Origin of the sequence: Aeromonas sp. V90_14, assembly GCF_029967615.1 — a bacterium.
Lineage (GTDB): Bacteria > Pseudomonadota > Gammaproteobacteria > Enterobacterales > Aeromonadaceae > Aeromonas > Aeromonas hydrophila.
On the sequence record NZ_JASCAS010000042.1, the window covers coordinates 24,312 to 39,703 of the forward strand.

Here is a 15,392-nt window from a genome sequence, read left to right on the forward strand (position 1 = left end):
CCCCAAGGAGTCACCACCATGACGACCCCGCACAATCGACTGGAAGGACTGGATCTGGCCCGTGCCATGGCCCTGCTCGGCATGGTGCTGGTGAATTTTCGCATCGCCATGGGGGTGTTGGCAGGCGGGCCGACCTGGCTCAAGCCCCTGCTGGACGCACTGGAAGGGCGCTCCGCCGCCAGCTTCGTGGTACTGGCCGGCATCGGGCTGGGGCTGTCGACCCGCAAGCTGGCGTGGTCGGCGGCCATGAGCCATACCGCCAGGCGGGCCCTGTTCCTGCTGATCGTGGGGCTGCTCAACTACCTGGTGTTTCCGGCCGACATCATCCACTACTACGCCGTCTACTTTCTGCTGGGGGCCTGCTGTCTCCGGCTTCCCTCCCCCTGGCTGCTGGCCCTGATCCCGCTGCTGGCGGCAAGCTTCGTCGGCCTGCTGTTCCTGCTCGATTACGATCGGGGCTGGCAGTGGCACAGCTTCAGCTATCCCGAGTTCTGGACCCTGGCCGGCTTCATCCGCAATCTGCTGTTCAACGGCTGGCACCCGGTGGTGCCCTGGCTGGGCTTTCTGCTCTACGGCCTCTGGCTGAGCCGCCAATCTCTGGCCAATCCGGTCACCCAGCGCTGGCTGCTGGCCGGCGGGGTGAGCGCCATGGCGCTGGCCAAGGGGCTGTCGCTCTGGTTGCCGACCCTCTTGCCGAACCCCGAGCTGGCGCCACTGCTGGCGACCCAGCCCATTCCCCCGGCGCCGCTCTACCTGCTGTTCGGCATGGGTGCGGCCAGCACCCTGATCGCACTCTGCCTCTGGCTAGGACGCGCCCTGCCCGAGGCCCGCTGGTGGCGATTGTGGCTACCGGTCGGCCGGCAGACCCTGACCCTCTATCTGGCCCACATCATGCTCGGCATGGGGGTACTGGAGGCCATCGGCTGGCTGCAGGGGCAGGATCTGCCCGAGGTGGTGCTGGCCGCCACCCTCTTCGCCCTGGCGGCACTGCTGTTTGCCAATCTCTGGAGTCAGCGCTTCGAGCGAGGCCCGCTGGAGTGGCTGATGCGTCGGCTCTGCGGCTGAAGGAGATCATGAAGAACTGAAAGTGGGTTACAAAATAATTGATTCATTGGTTATTTGAATGTGGATTAAAGCAATCCATCGTCAACACCCTCACTTTTCAGGTCAGGCGAATTGCTCCAATTGAATACAAATAATGAAAGTGAGAAACAGATCACATTGACATCAGGTTTGCGCAAACAGCAAAGAGTGATTTGTGTCACATAAAAACGATACTGGCGGCAGTAAAGATCGAAATGTAGCCGAAATACAGAGAGTGAATGTGATCGACATCACTATGAAGGGAGGGGGGTGGCCGGGGTATTTGAGAGCTGCGTCACAAGACACCCCGTTTTCAGCCTAATTTGATCACAAGCTGGTAGATTGAAGTTGCTTAGACGACAGGGATGGCGGTTCGGCAAAACCGGCCAGCCCGACTACCACTTTTAATCAAACAGGCTTAAAACGGGGTCCCGACATGTTATCACCGGATACCAAAGTCAAGATACAGAATTTTGGACGCTTCCTGTCCAATATGGTCATGCCCAACATAGGCGCCTTCATCGCCTGGGGCTTTATTACCGCCCTCTTCATCCCCACCGGCTGGCTGCCGAGCGAAACCTTGGCCAAGCTGGTCGGTCCCATGATCACCTACCTGCTGCCGCTGCTGATTGGCTATACCGGCGGCAAGCTGATGGGCGGTGAGCGCGGCGGCGTGGTCGGTGCCATCACCACCATGGGCGTCATCGTGGGGACCGACATTCCCATGTTCATGGGCGCCATGATGGTCGGCCCGCTCGGTGGCTGGGCCATCAAGCGTTTCGACAAGGCGATGGAAGGTCGCGTCAAGAGCGGCTTCGAGATGCTGGTCAACAACTTCTCCGCCGGCCTCATCGGCATGCTGCTGGCGATCCTCGCCTTCTTCGTGATCGGCCCCTTCGTCAAGGTGCTCTCCGGCGTACTGGCCGGTGGCGTCGGCTTCCTGGTGGACAACAACCTGCTGCCGCTCACCTCCATCTTCGTTGAGCCGGCCAAGATCCTGTTCCTCAACAACGCCATCAACCACGGCATCTTCTCGCCGCTGGGGATCCAGCAGGCCACCGAGCACGGCCGCTCCATCTTCTTCCTGATAGAAGCGAACCCGGGCCCGGGCATGGGCGTGCTGCTGGCCTACATGGTGTTTGGTCGCGGCGCCGCCAAGCAGTCCGCTGCCGGTGCCTCCATCATTCACTTCTTCGGCGGCATCCACGAGATCTACTTCCCGTACGTGCTGATGAACCCGCGCCTCATCTTGGCGGTGATCGCCGGCGGCATGACCGGGGTGTTCACCCTGACCCTGTTCAACGCAGGTCTGGTCTCCCCCGCCTCACCGGGTTCCATCTTCGCCGTGCTGTTGATGACACCGAAAGCCTCCCTGATCGGGGTGCTGCTCTCCATCGTCGCTTCCACCACCGTCTCCTTCCTGGTCGCCGCCGTGTTCGTGCGTGCCCAGCAGCCGGAAGCCGACGAGGCCGATGCCCTCGGTGAAGCCACCCGCAAGATGAAAGCAATGAAGGGTGCCAAGCCCGAGACCGCAGCGGCCAAGAAGCCGGGCGGTGAACTGATGGCAGTGCGCAACATCGTCGTCGCCTGCGATGCGGGCATGGGCTCCAGCGCCATGGGCGCCGGCCTGCTGCGCAAGCGGGTGCAGGCCGCCGGCCTCGACATCAGCGTCACCAACCGCGCCATCGATCAGCTCGACGATCAGGTGGACTGGGTCATCACCCACAAGGATCTGACCGAGCGGGCCCGTCGCCACGCGCCGCACGCCCACCACATCTCGCTCACCAACTTTCTCGACAACGGTCTCTATCAGGAGCTGGTACAGAGCCTGACTCAGGCCGCCAACGATGACGTCGCCAACCCGCAACTGCTGGTAGCCGCCAACGACGACAGCTACGAGCCGCAGGCCGCCGAAGTGTTTACCCTGAGCCGTCATGACGTGCACCTGGGGCTCAAGGCCGACAACAAGGAGGCCGCCATCCGGGCTGCCGGCAAGCTGCTGGCGGAGCGGGGCTACGTGGCACCCGACTACGTCAACGCCATGCTGGAGCGCGAGCAGCTGGTCTCCACCTACCTCGGCGAATCCATCGCCGTGCCGCACGGCACCATCGCCGCCAAGGAGTTTGTGAAGCGCACCGGCATCGTCATCTGCCAATACCCGGCCGGGGTCGCCTTCGGCGAGGCGGCCGATGAAGTGGCGCGGCTGGTGATCGGCATCGCCGCCCGCAACGACGAACACATGCAGGTGATAACCCGCCTGACCAATGCACTGGACGAACCCGGCCTCATCGACCGGCTGGCCAGCACCCAGGATCCCCAGGAGTTCCTGGATCTGCTGGGTGCCGAACAGGCTGCCTGATCGTCCTTCATCGTCTTTGGTTCAAGAGGTTAATATCATGAAAACATTGCATTTTGGTGCCGGCAACATCGGTCGCGGCTTCATCGGCAAACTGCTGGCTGACGCCAGCCACCAGGTCACTTTCGCTGACGTCAACGAGACCCTGATCGACCAGCTCAACCACCGCCAGGAGTACAAGGTGCACGTGGTGGGAGCGGATCAGAAGCTGGACGTGGTGCGCAACGTGGCGGCGGTGAGCTCCGCCGGCCACGAGGTGATCGCCCGCATCATCACCGCCGATCTGGTGACCACCGCGGTCGGCCCCAACATTCTGGACAAGATTGCCAGCACCCTGGCCAAGGGGCTGCAGGCCCGCTTCGATGCCGGCAACCTGACACCGCTCAACGTCATCGCCTGCGAGAACATGGTGCGCGGCACCAGCCATCTCAAGCAGGAGGTACTCAAGTACCTGCCGGTCGCGTATCATGCCACCCTCGACGCCTGCATCGGCTTCGTCGACTCGGCGGTGGACCGCATCGTTCCGCCGGCGGCGGCCAACGATGATCCGCTGGAAGTGACGGTGGAGAGCTTCAGCGAGTGGATCGTCGACCAGACCCAGTTCAAGGGCGAGCTGCCGCAGGTGGCGGGCATGGAGCCCACCGACAACCTGATGGCCTTCGTCGAGCGCAAGCTGTTCACCCTCAACACCGGCCACATCGTCACCGCCTACCTCGGCAAGCTGAGGGGCTATCGCACCATCCGCGAGGCGATCGAGGATCCGCTGATCCGCAGCAAGGTACGTCGCGCCATGGAGGAGAGCGGTGCCGTGCTGGTGCAACGCTACGGTTTCGACCCGCGTCTGCACGCCGCCTACATCGAGAAGATCCTGGCCCGCTTCGCCAACCCCTATCTGGTGGACGAGATTGACCGGGTCGGCCGTCAGCCGCTGCGCAAGCTGGCGGCGGGGGATCGGCTGGTGAAGCCGCTGCTCGGCACCCTGGAGTTCGGCCTGCCGAGCGATCACCTGCAGGAGGGGATCGCCGCGGCGCTGCACTATCGCAACACCGATGACCCGCAGGCGGTGGAGCTGCAACAGCTGCTGGCGGAGCTGGGCCCGGCCCAGGCTCTGGCCCGCATCACCGGCCTGGCTGCCGACAGCGACATCGTCAGCGCCATCGTCACCCGTTATGGCAATTTGAAGTGACCTGATGAGGCGCCGCCGTCGCCGGCCCACTAAGGCCGGCCACCAAAGCGCCTCATACGATAAAAACCGGGAGAGAGGCCCACTCTCTCCCTGTCAGCTGGACCCAATGCACTTATGACCACACACCAGGAAGATGAAGTACTGGAGCGACTGAACGAGCAGGATGGCCCTCGCGGCTTCTTTCTCGAGGTCGTGACCATCCTGGAAGAGGCGGTCGACTCTCTGATGCGACGCGCGTTCCGTCAGGAGGAGTATGCCGTCAAATACGCCATCGAACCCCTGCTCAACCAGAGCGGCCCCCTCGGCCAGCTGGAGGTACGCCTCAAGCTCATCTTCGCCCTCGGCCTCATCTCCCTCGAGCGCTATCAGGATCTCGAGGCTTACCTGAAGATCCGCGATTTTCTGGTGCGCGACCCCAAGGATTACCACTTCAGCGACAAGCCCATCCGCGATCTGCTGGCACGCCTGCACGGCGTCAGCCAGGGCGGCATGATGCCGCAGGAGGCCCCCGCCAACGAGGAGGACTGGCCCTTCTACCAGATGCAGCTGAACCGGCTCGATCAGGTGGTGCGCTCGGCGCTGGTACTGGCGGTGGCCGACTGCGTCACCGAACTCCACAAAGAGAGCCCCATCTAATCCGGCTGGTGGCCGCAGCCAGCGGCCACACCCCGCCCCTCTCCCGCGGCCATGCCCCCGTGACGCCCGCTGTCGCGCGATCCGCTTCCCCCCTTGTTCCCGCCGCCGGCGGGTGTCAATCTGACCATCTTCCCCACTACACTTCCTCCAGGTTCATCGCCTTAATCGAGGTCTGCATGATTGCTCTCTCCCTGGCCGGGATCGCCCTGGTCTCAGTGCTGGCCCAGTGGCTGGCCTGGTCGCTGCGGGTGCCCGCCATCCTGTTTCTGCTGCTCACCGGCCTGCTGCTCGGCCCTGTCAGCGGCCTGCTCGACCCCGACGCCCTGCTCGGCGACCTGCTGTTTCCGCTGGTCTCCCTGTCGGTCGCCATCATCCTGTTCGAGGGGGCGCTCACCCTGCACCTGGCCGAGCTGAAAGGGATCGGCAAGGTGGTGCGCAACCTCTGCTCGGTGGGCATGCTGGCCAGCTTCGCCGTCATCGGCAGCGCCGGTTACTTCCTGCTGGGACTGGACTGGCGGGTCGCCATGGTGCTCGGTGCCGTGCTGGTGGTGACCGGCCCGACCGTGGTCGCCCCCATGCTCAACGTGATCCGCCCGACCCGGGAGGTAGACCGCATCCTGCGCTGGGAGGGGATCGTCATCGATCCCATCGGCGCCCTGTTTGCGGTGCTGGTGTTCGAGGCGGTGCGCCTCGGCAGTCAGGGGGATCTCATCGGCCACACCCTGCTGGCGCTGGCCAAGACGGTGGGAGTGGGCTCGCTCATCGGGGTCGGTGCCGGCTGGCTCACCACCCTGCTGATCCGCAAGGACTGGCTGCCGGTCAGCCTGCACAAGTTCGGGGTGCTGGCGCTGGTGCTGGTCACCTTCAGCCTCTCCAACTGGCTCAGCCACGAATCCGGCCTGCTGGCAGTGACCGTGTTCGGCATCTGGCTCGCCAATCAGGAGGGGCTGGACCTGGAGGAGGTGCTGGCTTTCAAGGAGGATCTCGCCGTCATCCTCATCTCCTCCCTGTTCATCCTGCTGGCGGCCCGCCTCGATCTGGCCCAGCTCTGGCAGCTCGGCCCCATGGTGCTGGCGCTGCTGTGCGTGGTGCAGTTCGTGGCACGCCCGCTCTGCATCCTGGTCTCCACCTGGGGATCCGATCTCTCCTGGCGGGCCCGCGCCCTGCTCGGCTGGATCGCACCGCGCGGCATCGTCGCGGCGGCGGTCAGCGCCTCCTTCGCCATCAGCCTGCACCAGGCCGGCATTCCCGATGCCGACAAGCTGGTGCCGCTGGTGTTTGCGGTGATCATCTCCACCGTGGTGCTGCAGAGCCTCACCTCGGCGCCGCTGGCCGGTCTGCTCAAGATGCGCCAGAGCGCCCCCAACACCTGGCTCATCATAGGGGCCAACTCGGTGGCGCGGGCCATCGGCCGGGCGCTGGCGGATCAGGGGGTACCGGTCCAGCTCTGCGATCCAGCCTGGGAGTTCTGCCGTCAGGCACGGATGAGCAACCTGCCCTGCTACTTCGGCAACCCGCAATCCGAACACGCCGAGCTGCACCTGCCGCTCACCAGCATCAGCACAGTGCTGGCGCTCTCCCCCAACCGCCACAACAACGCCCTCGGCGTGCTGCACTTCGCCCACCTTTACGGTGAGGAGAAGGTCTACTCCCTGCGCTCCAGCGAGCAGCACGGCAAGGCCAATCGGGAGAGCGCCACCTTTCGCGCCCGCCAGAACCTGTTCGGTCCCGACATCAACTACGCCCGGTTGAGCGGCCTGCTCAGCCGGGGCGGCCAGATCAAGGCGACCCGGCTGAGCGAGGCGTTCGACTGGGCCCAGTACCAGGAGGCCAACCCGGGCGCCATCCCGCTGTTCGTGCTGGACGGCAAGGGGCGGACCCGCATCGTCACCGGCCCCGTCGAACCGCTGGCCGGGGAGCTGCTGATCGCCCTGCAGCCGCCGAAAGAGACGGCCGCCCCATGAGCGAGTCCCGGCCCAACCCGCTGTTGGCCCCACTGCTGACACTGCTGCGGCAGGCAAGCGGCAGCTACAAGGTGCACGAACTGCTGGCCGAGCTGCGCCGCCAGGAGGTCATCCCGCCCCTGCCGGGGGATGAGCAGCTGCAGCTGTTTCGCCTCAACTTCCTCATCATGAACGCCCTCTACCAGCTGCAGGCCGAGCTTCATGGCGAAGGGTGGTGGCTGGTGATCAGCACTCTGGATATCCGGCTCGAACCGCTCGCCACCCGCGAGGGGGCAAGCGCCCTCGCCCAGGGCGAGGCGCTGCGCAGTTACTACCTTGACTGGCAGGTGTTCTGGCAGACCGACCGGGAGGAGGTGGAGGCGCTGCTCGGCAGCTTCTGGCGGGCCTGTGAGCGGGATGAGCACAGGGCCGAGGCGCTGACCCTGTTCGCCCTGCCGACCGGGGCGCAGCCCGATGCCATCCGCCGCCGCTGGCGGGAGCTGGCGCTGCAACACCACCCGGATCGCGGGGGCGATGCCGACACCTTCATCCGCCTGCGCTGGGCCTGGGAGCACCTCAAATCGGCCAAATGAGCCGGCCGACCCCGACCGCAACCACTAGACTTGAAGTGGCATCAAGCGTCACGGGAGGATGTCATGACAGTCAGCGAACTTCGCCAGCTCTATCAGCAGCAAGCCTTCAAGGAAGCCGAGATCCTGCAGGACGCCATCCTGCCCGGCTGGATCGTGGAGTTCAGGGGTCAGGACGGCAAGCTGTACGAGATGACCGACACCCTGGGCTGCCCCCGCTACTTCGGCTCGGTCGAGGAGGCCCGCCAGCACGTGCACCTGGTGGCGGATTGCCCGATCCAGGTCGAGCACCTCTACCGCTTCTTCGAACGCTGAGGGATCGGCAGGCTCAAAAAAGGCTCCCAAGGGAGCCTTTTCTCATTCCGGTTGCAGGGGTTCCGCCCCCTTGCCCTCCAGCCGCCTGACCGGCTTTTGCAGGATCAGGTTGGCCGGATAGGTGACCAGATCGCCGTTGTCATCGCGCACCCGCACGTAGAAGAGGCCGATCTCGGTGATGACCCCGGTGACCGAGTCATCCTTGTCGAGGATCCGGATCCGGTCGCCAATCTTGTAGGGGAAGGCGAAGAAGATGGTGATGCTGGCGGTGATGTTGGAGAGGATCGACCACTGCGCCACCATGGCGACGCCCAGCACCGCGAAGAAGGAGGAGGCCAGCACCACCAGCCGCGAGAAGTCGAGCCCCCATACCCCGGCCAGGATCAGCAGGGTGGCGCAGCCGAGCAGGAAGTGGAACACGTGCTCCACGTAGAGCACCCGGTTCTCGCTCACCTGCCGGGTCTGGGCCAGCGCCAGCAGGCTCTTGTGAATGAGCCCGCGAACGAGGGTGTGGCCCAGCAGCAACAGCAGGGTCACGCCAAAAGATTCCCATGTCGTCATGTCTGCTCCTTACCACCAGCGCCGATGCTTGAGCCAGACCGCCAGCCCGGTCGCCAGCGCCACCAGGGAGCCGCAGAAGATCCAGAAGGCGGTCGGGCTCTCGGCCCCGGGAATGCCCCCCAGGTTGATGCCGAACAGGCCGGTCAGGAAGCTGGCGGGCAGGAACAGCAGCGCCATCACCGACATCTGGTAGGCGCGGCGATTGGTCGCCTCCGCCATCAGGTTGTTGATCTCGTCCGCCAGCACGGCGGTACGCGCCACCCCGGCATCCAGATCGTCCAGCCAGCGCCGCAGCCGGTCGGCGATGTCCAGCAGACGCCGGCGGTCATCTTCATCCAGCCAGCTGATCTTCTCGTTGGCGAGGCGCGCCACCAGATCCCGCTGCGGCGAGAGGTAGCGGCGGATCATGATGAGCTGCTTGCGGATCAGCGCCAGCCGGCCGTTGGCGGGCAGGTCGCGCATCAGCACCATCTCCTCCAGATCCAGGATCTGATCGTGCAGCTCCTCGACAAACTCCCCGGCCCGATCAGTCAGGGCGTCGCAGATCTCCACCAGCCAGTCGGCCGGGGTATCGGCGCCGCCCCCCAGCTTGAGCTGGTTGAACACGTCCTGCTCCGACAGCAGCGGCCGGCGCCGGCTGCTGATGATGAGATCCGGGGTGATGTAGATGCGCAGCGCCACCATCTCTTCCGGCCTGTGATCCTTGTTGTGGTTGATGCCGCGCAGGATCAGCAGCACCGTCTCCCCCATCCTTACCAGCTTGGGGCGATTGCTCTGGCCGAGCAGCGACTCGCGCGCCGCATCATTGAGCAGCGGGGTCTGCAGCAGCCAGCGCGCCGCCTCCGGATTGCCGTAGTCCAGATGCAGCCAGCCCGGCTGCTGCGCCGGTATCTCGCTGCCCGCCACCAGTGGCTGCATGCCACCCCTGCCATCCAGGGTCAGGCCATAAATTACGTCACTGGGCACCCGATCCATCTGCTCGTCCTTTTCGCTCATGTTCATCGGCCCAGCTTACACCAAAGCCGGGCCCGACTCAGCCCCGGGGCAGCCGCCCCGCGCCGGCCGTGTTAAGATGCGCCACTCGTTTCAGACACAGGAAGCCCTGCCATGCCCATCTGGGTCGATGCCGATGCCTGCCCCATTCCGGTCAAGGAGATCCTTTACCGCGCCGCCCACCGTGCCCAGGTGGTGACCACGCTAGTGGCCAATCAGGGGCTGCGGGTGCCCCCATCCCCCTTCATCAAGACCCAGCAGGTGGAGAAGGGCTTCGATGTGGCAGATCATGTCATCGCCCAGCAGGTCAAACCCGGCGATCTGGTGATCACCGGCGACATCCCGCTCGCCTCCTGGGTGATCGATGCCGGCGGCGAGGCGCTCAATCCTCGCGGCGAGATCTACACCCGCGAGACCATCAAGGCGCGGCTCGGCATGCGCAACTTCATGGAGGAGCTGCGCTCGGCCGGGGTGCAGACCGGCGGCCCGGCCCCCCTCAACGCGGCCGACAAGCAGCGCTTCGCCAACGCCCTCGACAAGTGGCTCATCCGGGGCAAGCTGAGTTGATTACCCCCTCCCCGGCATCCAGCCGGGGATATTCATTCCTACCTCCTTGTGCTTAATTTTTCCTTAAGTTTGGTGCTCTAACCTTGTGGCTGTTGACCCAACCACCCGCAAGGAGCAAGCAATGAAACTGACCCCCCTGTTGTTACTGATCCCCCTGTTGAGCGGCGCAGCCCTGGCCGATCCCCAATGTACCCAGGCCGACAAGAGCAAGTGGATGAGCGAAGCCGACGCCCAGCAGCAGATCAAGGCGATGGGCTATGACATCAAGAAGTTCAAGGTCACCAAGACCAACTGCTACGAGATTTACGGTTGGGACAAGGAGAAGCGCAAGGTCGAGATCTACTTCGACCCGACCGATCTGAAGAAAGTGAAAGAAGAGATCGACGAATAATCCGGCCATGGGCCGGTCTCCTGCCGGCCCTTTCTATGGAGCCACGCCATGACAACCTCATCTGAAGTGAAAGTCTGGGATCCCCTCATCCGGGTGTTTCACTGGGCCACCGTCACCCTCTGCCTGCTCAACTTCTTCGTGCTGGAAGAGGGCAGCAAGCCTCACAAATATGCCGGCTACGCAGTGGGCATCCTGCTGATCATCCGCCTGCTGTGGGGGCTGGTCGGTCCCCATTACGCCCGCTTTGGCCAATGGTGGCCGACCCCGGCCCGGGTACGCTACTACCTGCGTCAGCTGGCCCAGAGGCGTCACCCCTACTACCTCGGCCACAACCCGGTCGGTGCCCTGATGATCTGGCTGCTGCTGCTGTCGCTGGTCGGCACCGTCGTCACCGGCTGGCTCACCACCTGGGATGCCTTCTGGGGCGAAGACTGGCTGGAGGAGCTGCACGGGATCATTGCCAACACCCTGATGGCTGCCGTCGGCGTCCATGCGGCCGTGGTGATCCTGACCGATCGCCTCACCCGCAGCGACCTGGTGCGCGCCATGGTGCTGGGCAAAAAACGGGTGCCCGCCGATGCCAAGGTGGAAGATCCGCGCAGTTAATGACCGGGCTGCCCCTCGGGCCCCGGTTTTTTGCTGCATTGGCCCGCGACACTGGTAAGATGCGCCGCCATTTTCCCCATGTCGTAGCCATCATGACCGCCCAAGGGCACCTGCTCTTCTCCGTTACCTGCACCCTGCTCGCCCACAAACTCCAGCTGACGCCGGCCCTGGCCGACGCCAGCCTGTGGCACACCATTCCTGCCGCACTGGCCAGCGCCCTGCTGCCGGACCTCGACCACCCCAAGTCGGTGCTGGGGCAACGCCTGCCTTGGATCTCCAAACCCTTGTCGCGGCTGTTCGGTCATCGCGGTTTCACTCACAGCCTGCTGGCGGTGGCCGCCGCCATCTGGGGACTGGATCAGAGCCTGGCTCCCGCCCTGCTGCCCACCGGCGTCAAGGATGCCCTTATCATCGGCTACCTCAGCCACCTGCTGGGAGACTGGCTCACCCCGGCCGGCATTCCGCTGCTGTGGCCCAGCAAGCGCCGCTACCGGCTGCCGGGCTGGCCGCTCAAAAGCGGCGGCGCCGTCGAGACCGGCTTTTGCACTCTCACCCTGCTGGCCGCCGGTTACTGGGCCCACTGGCCAGGCTAGCGGTCCGTCAGGCCAGCTAGCACCTGCTGTTGCCAAAAAAACAAACCCCTGCCGAGGCAGGGGTTTGTCATGGTGAGAGCGGGTGGCTGAATTACAGCATCACACCGGCAATCACGGCGGAGAGCAGGCTCACCAGGGTGGAGCCGTACACCAGCTTCAGACCGAAGCGGGAGACCATGTTGCCCTTCTCTTCGTTCAGCGCCTTCACCGCACCGGCGATGATGCCGATGGAGCTGAAGTTGGCGAACGACACCATGAAGATGGAGAGGATGCCGATGGTGCGCGGAGAGAGCTGGGCAGCAATCTTGCCCAGATCCATCATGGCCACGAACTCGTTGGTCACCAGCTTGGTCGCCATGATGGAGCCGGCTTGCAGCGCCTCACCACTCGGGATGCCCAGGATCCAGGCGATCGGGTAGAAGAGGTAGCCCATGACGAACTGGAAGTTGACGCCGAATGCCATCTCGAACAGGTAGTTGATGAGGGCAATCAGGGCGATGAAGCCGACCAGCATGGCACCCACGATGACCGCTACGGTGAAACCGGCCATGATGTACTCGCCCAGCATCTCGAAGAAGTTCTCTTTCTTCGGGCTGTGGTGCTCGTCACCTTCGGCCAGCGCCTTGGCGTCGGTCACTGTGTTGTCCGGCTCGTAGGGGTTGATCAGCGACAGCACGATGAAGGTGCTGAACATGTTGAGCACCAGCGCAGCCACCACGTAGCGCGGCTCGATCAGCTGCATGTAGGCACCGACGATGGACATGGAGACGGTGGACATGGCAGTGGCGGCCAGGGTGTACATCTGCTTCTCGTTCAGGTGCGGCAGGATGTTCTTGAGCGCGATGAAGTTCTCGGACTGGCCGACGATCATGGAGCTGATGGCGTTGAAGGACTCCAGCTTGCCCATGCCGTTGATCTTGGCCAGCACTGTACCGATGCCGCGGATCACCAGCGGCAGCAGACGGATGTACTGCAGGATACCGATCAGCACGGAGATGAAGACGATGGGCATCAGCACCATCAGGAAGAAGGAGAAAGCCCCTTCATTGACCAGGCCGCCGAACACGAAGTCGGTACCCTGTTTGGCAAACTCCATCAACTTGGTGAAGCCGGCCGCGAAGCCACCCACCACCGCCAGACCCACTTCGGAGTTCAGCATGAACCAGGCCAGCGCCAGTTCGACCACCAGCAGTTGGCCGATATAACGCAGTTTGATCTGTTTCCAGTTGTGGCGGTTGGCCAGCAAAGCAAGAGCGAGGACCATCACGAGTCCGAGCACAAAGTGAACGTATTCCATACCAGTAGCACCTGAGTAATTTTTAATTTTTTGACCGGCGCCATCATAGACATTTGCATATTTAAAAATCAGATAGCCATCACAATCTGCGGTAAAAATATGCATGTTGGATAATACAAACGTTTTTAAATTAATTAAACGCTCACGCAAGCATCAAATCGTTGTTCAATAAACATAAAAATCATTAACAAACAGCAAGTTAAAAATAAACCACTCCGTCTGGCAGGGCTATTTTCACAGCTTGCTCACATTTATTTAAAACCTGGCGAATGGCGTCATAGCGGTGAGGTTAAATTTACGACGAATTTATTTAATCAAATCAAAATGACAAACGTTTATCTTATTTGCGATGAATGGCCCGGCCTCTTTCAGCTAATTCCCGAAAGGCAGTGGGGTATTTTCAGGCGAGCCGGACAACATGCCGCCACCGTTTTTCTCCGGCGGCGGCCCCGCCATCGTCGCCGTCCAGTCGTTCAAAAATCCGCCACACCCGGCAGCGCTTTCTGATACAATGCGCGCCCTTGCGCACGGCGCAGCCCGTTTTCTCCGATATAGAGTCTTTTTGTGAACAACGAATTTAGCAGCCTGAACCTCTCCCCCGCCCTGCAGGACAACCTCGCCAGCCTGGGTTATCTGCAGATGACCCCGATCCAGGCCCAGAGTCTGCCCCTGGTACTCGATGGCAAAGACCTGATCGCCAAGGCAAAAACCGGCAGCGGCAAGACCGCGGCCTTCGGCCTCGGCCTGCTTGCCAACCTCGATGTCAACCGGCTCGAGGTGCAGGCGCTGGTGCTCTGTCCGACCCGCGAGCTGGCCGATCAGGTTGCCACCGAGATCCGCCGTCTCGCCCGCACCCTGCCCAACGTCAAGCTGGTCACCCTGTGCGGCGGCACCCCGACCGCACCGCAATCCGCCACCCTGAGCTTTGGCGCCCACATCGCCGTCGGCACCCCGGGCCGGATCCTCAAGCACCTGGAGCAGGGCACCCTCGAGCTGGACGGCCTCAAGACGCTGGTGCTGGACGAAGCGGATCGCATGCTGGACATGGGCTTTGGCGAAGACATCAACCGGGTCATCAGCCACGCCCCGCGCGACCGCCAGACCCTGCTGTTCTCCGCCACCTATCCGGAAGGGATCGCCCAGATGAGCCGCGGCGTGCAGCGCAACCCGGTCGAGGTGAGCGTAGAGTCCCTGCACGAAGACAGCGCCATCGAGCAGAAGCTGTATGAAGTGCCGGCTGGCCAGCGCCTCGATGCCCTCGGCTGGTTGCTCAGCCACTACCAGCCGAGCTCCTGCGTGGTGTTCTGCAACACCAAGCGGGCCTGCAACGACGTGGCCGATCATCTGGCCGCCAAGGGCTTCTCGGCGCTGGCGCTGAACGGTGACCTGGAGCAGCGCGAGCGGGATCAGGTGCTGGTGCGCTTCGCCAACGGCAGCGCCACCATCCTGGTGGCCACCGACGTGGCGGCCCGCGGCCTCGACATCAAGGAGCTGGGCGCCGTCATCAACTACGAGCTGACCTACGACCCCGAAGTGCACGTGCACCGCATCGGTCGTACCGGCCGCGCCGGCCAGCAAGGTCTGGCCCTGAGCCTCTACCAGCCGAACGAGGCCCAGCGCGTCAACTTCATCGAGGAGTACCAGCAGGCCCCCATTCCCCAGGGCGATCTGGCCGGGATCGGCCGCGACATCAAGCCGATCGCGCCGCAGATGGTGACCCTCTCCATCGATGCGGGTCGCAAGAGCAAGGTGCGCGCCGGTGACATCCTGGGCGCCCTGACTGGCGAAGGCGGCATTGCCGGGGCCGATGTGGGCAAGATCCAGATTTCCGAGCAGTACTCCTACGTGGCGGTGAAGCGCCAGGTGGCGAGCGCCGCCCTCAAGCGGCTGCAGGAAGGCAAGATCAAGGGGCGCAGCTACCGCGCTCGCAAGCTGGGCTAAGGTTCACGACACAGGCGCCGGTTCGGCGCCTGTTTCATATTTATCCGTGCCCATGAAAACAAGGCAGATGCCATGACCCAGACAACCCGACCCGAAGTGAGCTGCCAGAACTGCGAAGCCTGCTGCTGCCGCCTCGAGGTGATGCTGTTTACCGATACCGGCGTACCGGATCGCTATGTGGAAGAGCGGGAAGGTGAAGTACCGGTGATGCACCGGCTGGAAGATGGCTGGTGCGCGGCGCTCGACCGCAACACCATGATGTGCCGCATCTACGAAGTCCGTCCCTTGATATGCCGTGAATTTGAAATGGGTGAGCCGGACTGTATCGACGAGC

The 15,392-nt window shown here is 63.4% G+C and carries 16 protein-coding genes; 13 read left to right on the forward strand and 3 right to left on the reverse strand.

All coding sequences use genetic code 11. The features are described from left to right. Nucleotides 1–18: 18 nt before the first annotated feature. The 7 genes from QLG02_RS16745 to QLG02_RS16775 all read left to right on the forward strand — a co-directional run bounded on the left by QLG02_RS16745 (nt 19) and on the right by QLG02_RS16775 (nt 8,109). Nucleotides 19–1,065, forward strand: a complete 1,047-nt coding sequence (locus tag QLG02_RS16745; protein ID WP_282465693.1) for a DUF418 domain-containing protein — start codon at nt 19–21, stop codon at nt 1,063–1,065. A gap of 454 nt (nt 1,066–1,519) precedes the next feature. Next, nucleotides 1,520–3,442: a PTS mannitol transporter subunit IICBA gene (locus QLG02_RS16750; protein WP_016349321.1), complete on the forward strand. Its 1,923-nt coding sequence runs from the start codon at nt 1,520–1,522 to the stop codon at nt 3,440–3,442. A gap of 37 nt (nt 3,443–3,479) precedes the next feature. Next, nucleotides 3,480–4,625, forward strand: coding sequence for a mannitol-1-phosphate 5-dehydrogenase (locus tag QLG02_RS16755; protein WP_282465694.1), 1,146 nt, complete (start codon nt 3,480–3,482; stop codon nt 4,623–4,625). A 114-nt stretch (nt 4,626–4,739) separates the two neighbouring features. Further along, on the forward strand, nt 4,740–5,261 hold the full coding sequence (locus tag QLG02_RS16760) for an MltR family transcriptional regulator (RefSeq protein WP_282465695.1): 522 nt from the start codon (nt 4,740–4,742) through the stop codon (nt 5,259–5,261). A gap of 176 nt (nt 5,262–5,437) precedes the next feature. After that, on the forward strand, nt 5,438–7,225 hold the full coding sequence (locus QLG02_RS16765) for a sodium:proton antiporter (RefSeq protein ID WP_118881982.1): 1,788 nt from the start codon (nt 5,438–5,440) through the stop codon (nt 7,223–7,225). Then, nucleotides 7,222–7,797, forward strand: a complete 576-nt coding sequence (locus QLG02_RS16770) for a DNA-J related domain-containing protein (protein ID WP_282465696.1) — start codon at nt 7,222–7,224, stop codon at nt 7,795–7,797. Before QLG02_RS16765 ends, QLG02_RS16770 begins: the two co-directional genes overlap by 4 nt. A 63-nt stretch (nt 7,798–7,860) precedes the next feature. After that, nucleotides 7,861–8,109: a hypothetical protein gene (locus tag QLG02_RS16775; RefSeq protein ID WP_011704519.1), complete on the forward strand. Its 249-nt coding sequence runs from the start codon at nt 7,861–7,863 to the stop codon at nt 8,107–8,109. 42 nt (nt 8,110–8,151) lie between these two features. On the opposite strand, the gene QLG02_RS16780 is transcribed toward QLG02_RS16775, so the two are convergent. Together QLG02_RS16780 and zntB are read right to left on the reverse strand one after the other, a co-directional pair. Next, nucleotides 8,152–8,670, reverse strand: coding sequence for a mechanosensitive ion channel domain-containing protein (locus tag QLG02_RS16780; RefSeq protein WP_029301879.1), 519 nt, complete (start codon nt 8,668–8,670; stop codon nt 8,152–8,154). 9 nt (nt 8,671–8,679) lie between these two features. After that, nucleotides 8,680–9,672, reverse strand: a complete 993-nt coding sequence (gene zntB / locus QLG02_RS16785) for a zinc transporter ZntB (protein ID WP_029301878.1) — start codon at nt 9,670–9,672, stop codon at nt 8,680–8,682. A gap of 105 nt (nt 9,673–9,777) precedes the next feature. Between zntB and QLG02_RS16790 the strand changes: the two genes are divergently transcribed. From QLG02_RS16790 to QLG02_RS16805, 4 genes are all read left to right on the forward strand, one after another. Further along, a complete protein-coding gene (locus QLG02_RS16790) occupies nt 9,778–10,230 on the forward strand; it encodes a YaiI/YqxD family protein (protein ID WP_011704516.1) in 453 nt (150 codons plus the stop codon). Nucleotides 10,231–10,351: 121 nt separating this feature from the next. Next, nucleotides 10,352–10,621: a PepSY domain-containing protein gene (locus QLG02_RS16795; RefSeq protein WP_011704515.1), complete on the forward strand. Its 270-nt coding sequence runs from the start codon at nt 10,352–10,354 to the stop codon at nt 10,619–10,621. 48 nt (nt 10,622–10,669) lie between these two features. Beyond that, nucleotides 10,670–11,227 (forward strand): cytochrome b/b6 domain-containing protein, encoded by a 558-nt coding sequence (locus QLG02_RS16800; protein WP_282465697.1) that lies wholly within the window; start codon nt 10,670–10,672, stop codon nt 11,225–11,227. Between the two features lie 92 nt (nt 11,228–11,319). Beyond that, nucleotides 11,320–11,820, forward strand: coding sequence for a metal-dependent hydrolase (locus QLG02_RS16805; RefSeq protein ID WP_039215114.1), 501 nt, complete (start codon nt 11,320–11,322; stop codon nt 11,818–11,820). Between the two features lie 91 nt (nt 11,821–11,911). On the opposite strand, the gene QLG02_RS16810 is transcribed toward QLG02_RS16805, so the two are convergent. Further along, nucleotides 11,912–13,117, reverse strand: a complete 1,206-nt coding sequence (locus QLG02_RS16810; protein ID WP_016349310.1) for a nucleoside transporter C-terminal domain-containing protein — start codon at nt 13,115–13,117, stop codon at nt 11,912–11,914. A 564-nt stretch (nt 13,118–13,681) separates the two neighbouring features. On the opposite strand from QLG02_RS16810, the gene dbpA reads away from it, so the two are divergent. Together dbpA and QLG02_RS16820 are read left to right on the forward strand one after the other, a co-directional pair. Further along, nucleotides 13,682–15,058: an ATP-dependent RNA helicase DbpA gene (dbpA, locus tag QLG02_RS16815; protein WP_011704511.1), complete on the forward strand. Its 1,377-nt coding sequence runs from the start codon at nt 13,682–13,684 to the stop codon at nt 15,056–15,058. Nucleotides 15,059–15,130: 72 nt separating this feature from the next. Next, on the forward strand, nt 15,131–15,392 hold a 262-nt coding region (locus QLG02_RS16820), incomplete at its 3' end, for a YkgJ family cysteine cluster protein (RefSeq protein ID WP_282465698.1).

Coding starts and splice junctions, on each gene's coding strand:
- QLG02_RS16755 (WP_282465694.1), top strand. CDS start 3,480: ATGAAAACATTGCATTTTGGTGCCGGCAACATCGGTCGCGGCTTCATC.
- QLG02_RS16775 (WP_011704519.1), top strand. CDS start 7,861: ATGACAGTCAGCGAACTTCGCCAGCTCTATCAGCAGCAAGCCTTCAAG.
- QLG02_RS16745 (WP_282465693.1), top strand. CDS start 19: ATGACGACCCCGCACAATCGACTGGAAGGACTGGATCTGGCCCGTGCC.
- QLG02_RS16780 (WP_029301879.1), bottom strand. CDS start 8,670: ATGACGACATGGGAATCTTTTGGCGTGACCCTGCTGTTGCTGCTGGGC.
- QLG02_RS16790 (WP_011704516.1), top strand. CDS start 9,778: ATGCCCATCTGGGTCGATGCCGATGCCTGCCCCATTCCGGTCAAGGAG.
- QLG02_RS16795 (WP_011704515.1), top strand. CDS start 10,352: ATGAAACTGACCCCCCTGTTGTTACTGATCCCCCTGTTGAGCGGCGCA.
- QLG02_RS16750 (WP_016349321.1), top strand. CDS start 1,520: ATGTTATCACCGGATACCAAAGTCAAGATACAGAATTTTGGACGCTTC.
- zntB (WP_029301878.1), bottom strand. CDS start 9,672: ATGAACATGAGCGAAAAGGACGAGCAGATGGATCGGGTGCCCAGTGAC.
- QLG02_RS16770 (WP_282465696.1), top strand. CDS start 7,222: ATGAGCGAGTCCCGGCCCAACCCGCTGTTGGCCCCACTGCTGACACTG.
- QLG02_RS16765 (WP_118881982.1), top strand. CDS start 5,438: ATGATTGCTCTCTCCCTGGCCGGGATCGCCCTGGTCTCAGTGCTGGCC.
- QLG02_RS16760 (WP_282465695.1), top strand. CDS start 4,740: ATGACCACACACCAGGAAGATGAAGTACTGGAGCGACTGAACGAGCAG.
- QLG02_RS16800 (WP_282465697.1), top strand. CDS start 10,670: ATGACAACCTCATCTGAAGTGAAAGTCTGGGATCCCCTCATCCGGGTG.
- QLG02_RS16805 (WP_039215114.1), top strand. CDS start 11,320: ATGACCGCCCAAGGGCACCTGCTCTTCTCCGTTACCTGCACCCTGCTC.
- QLG02_RS16810 (WP_016349310.1), bottom strand. CDS start 13,117: ATGGAATACGTTCACTTTGTGCTCGGACTCGTGATGGTCCTCGCTCTT.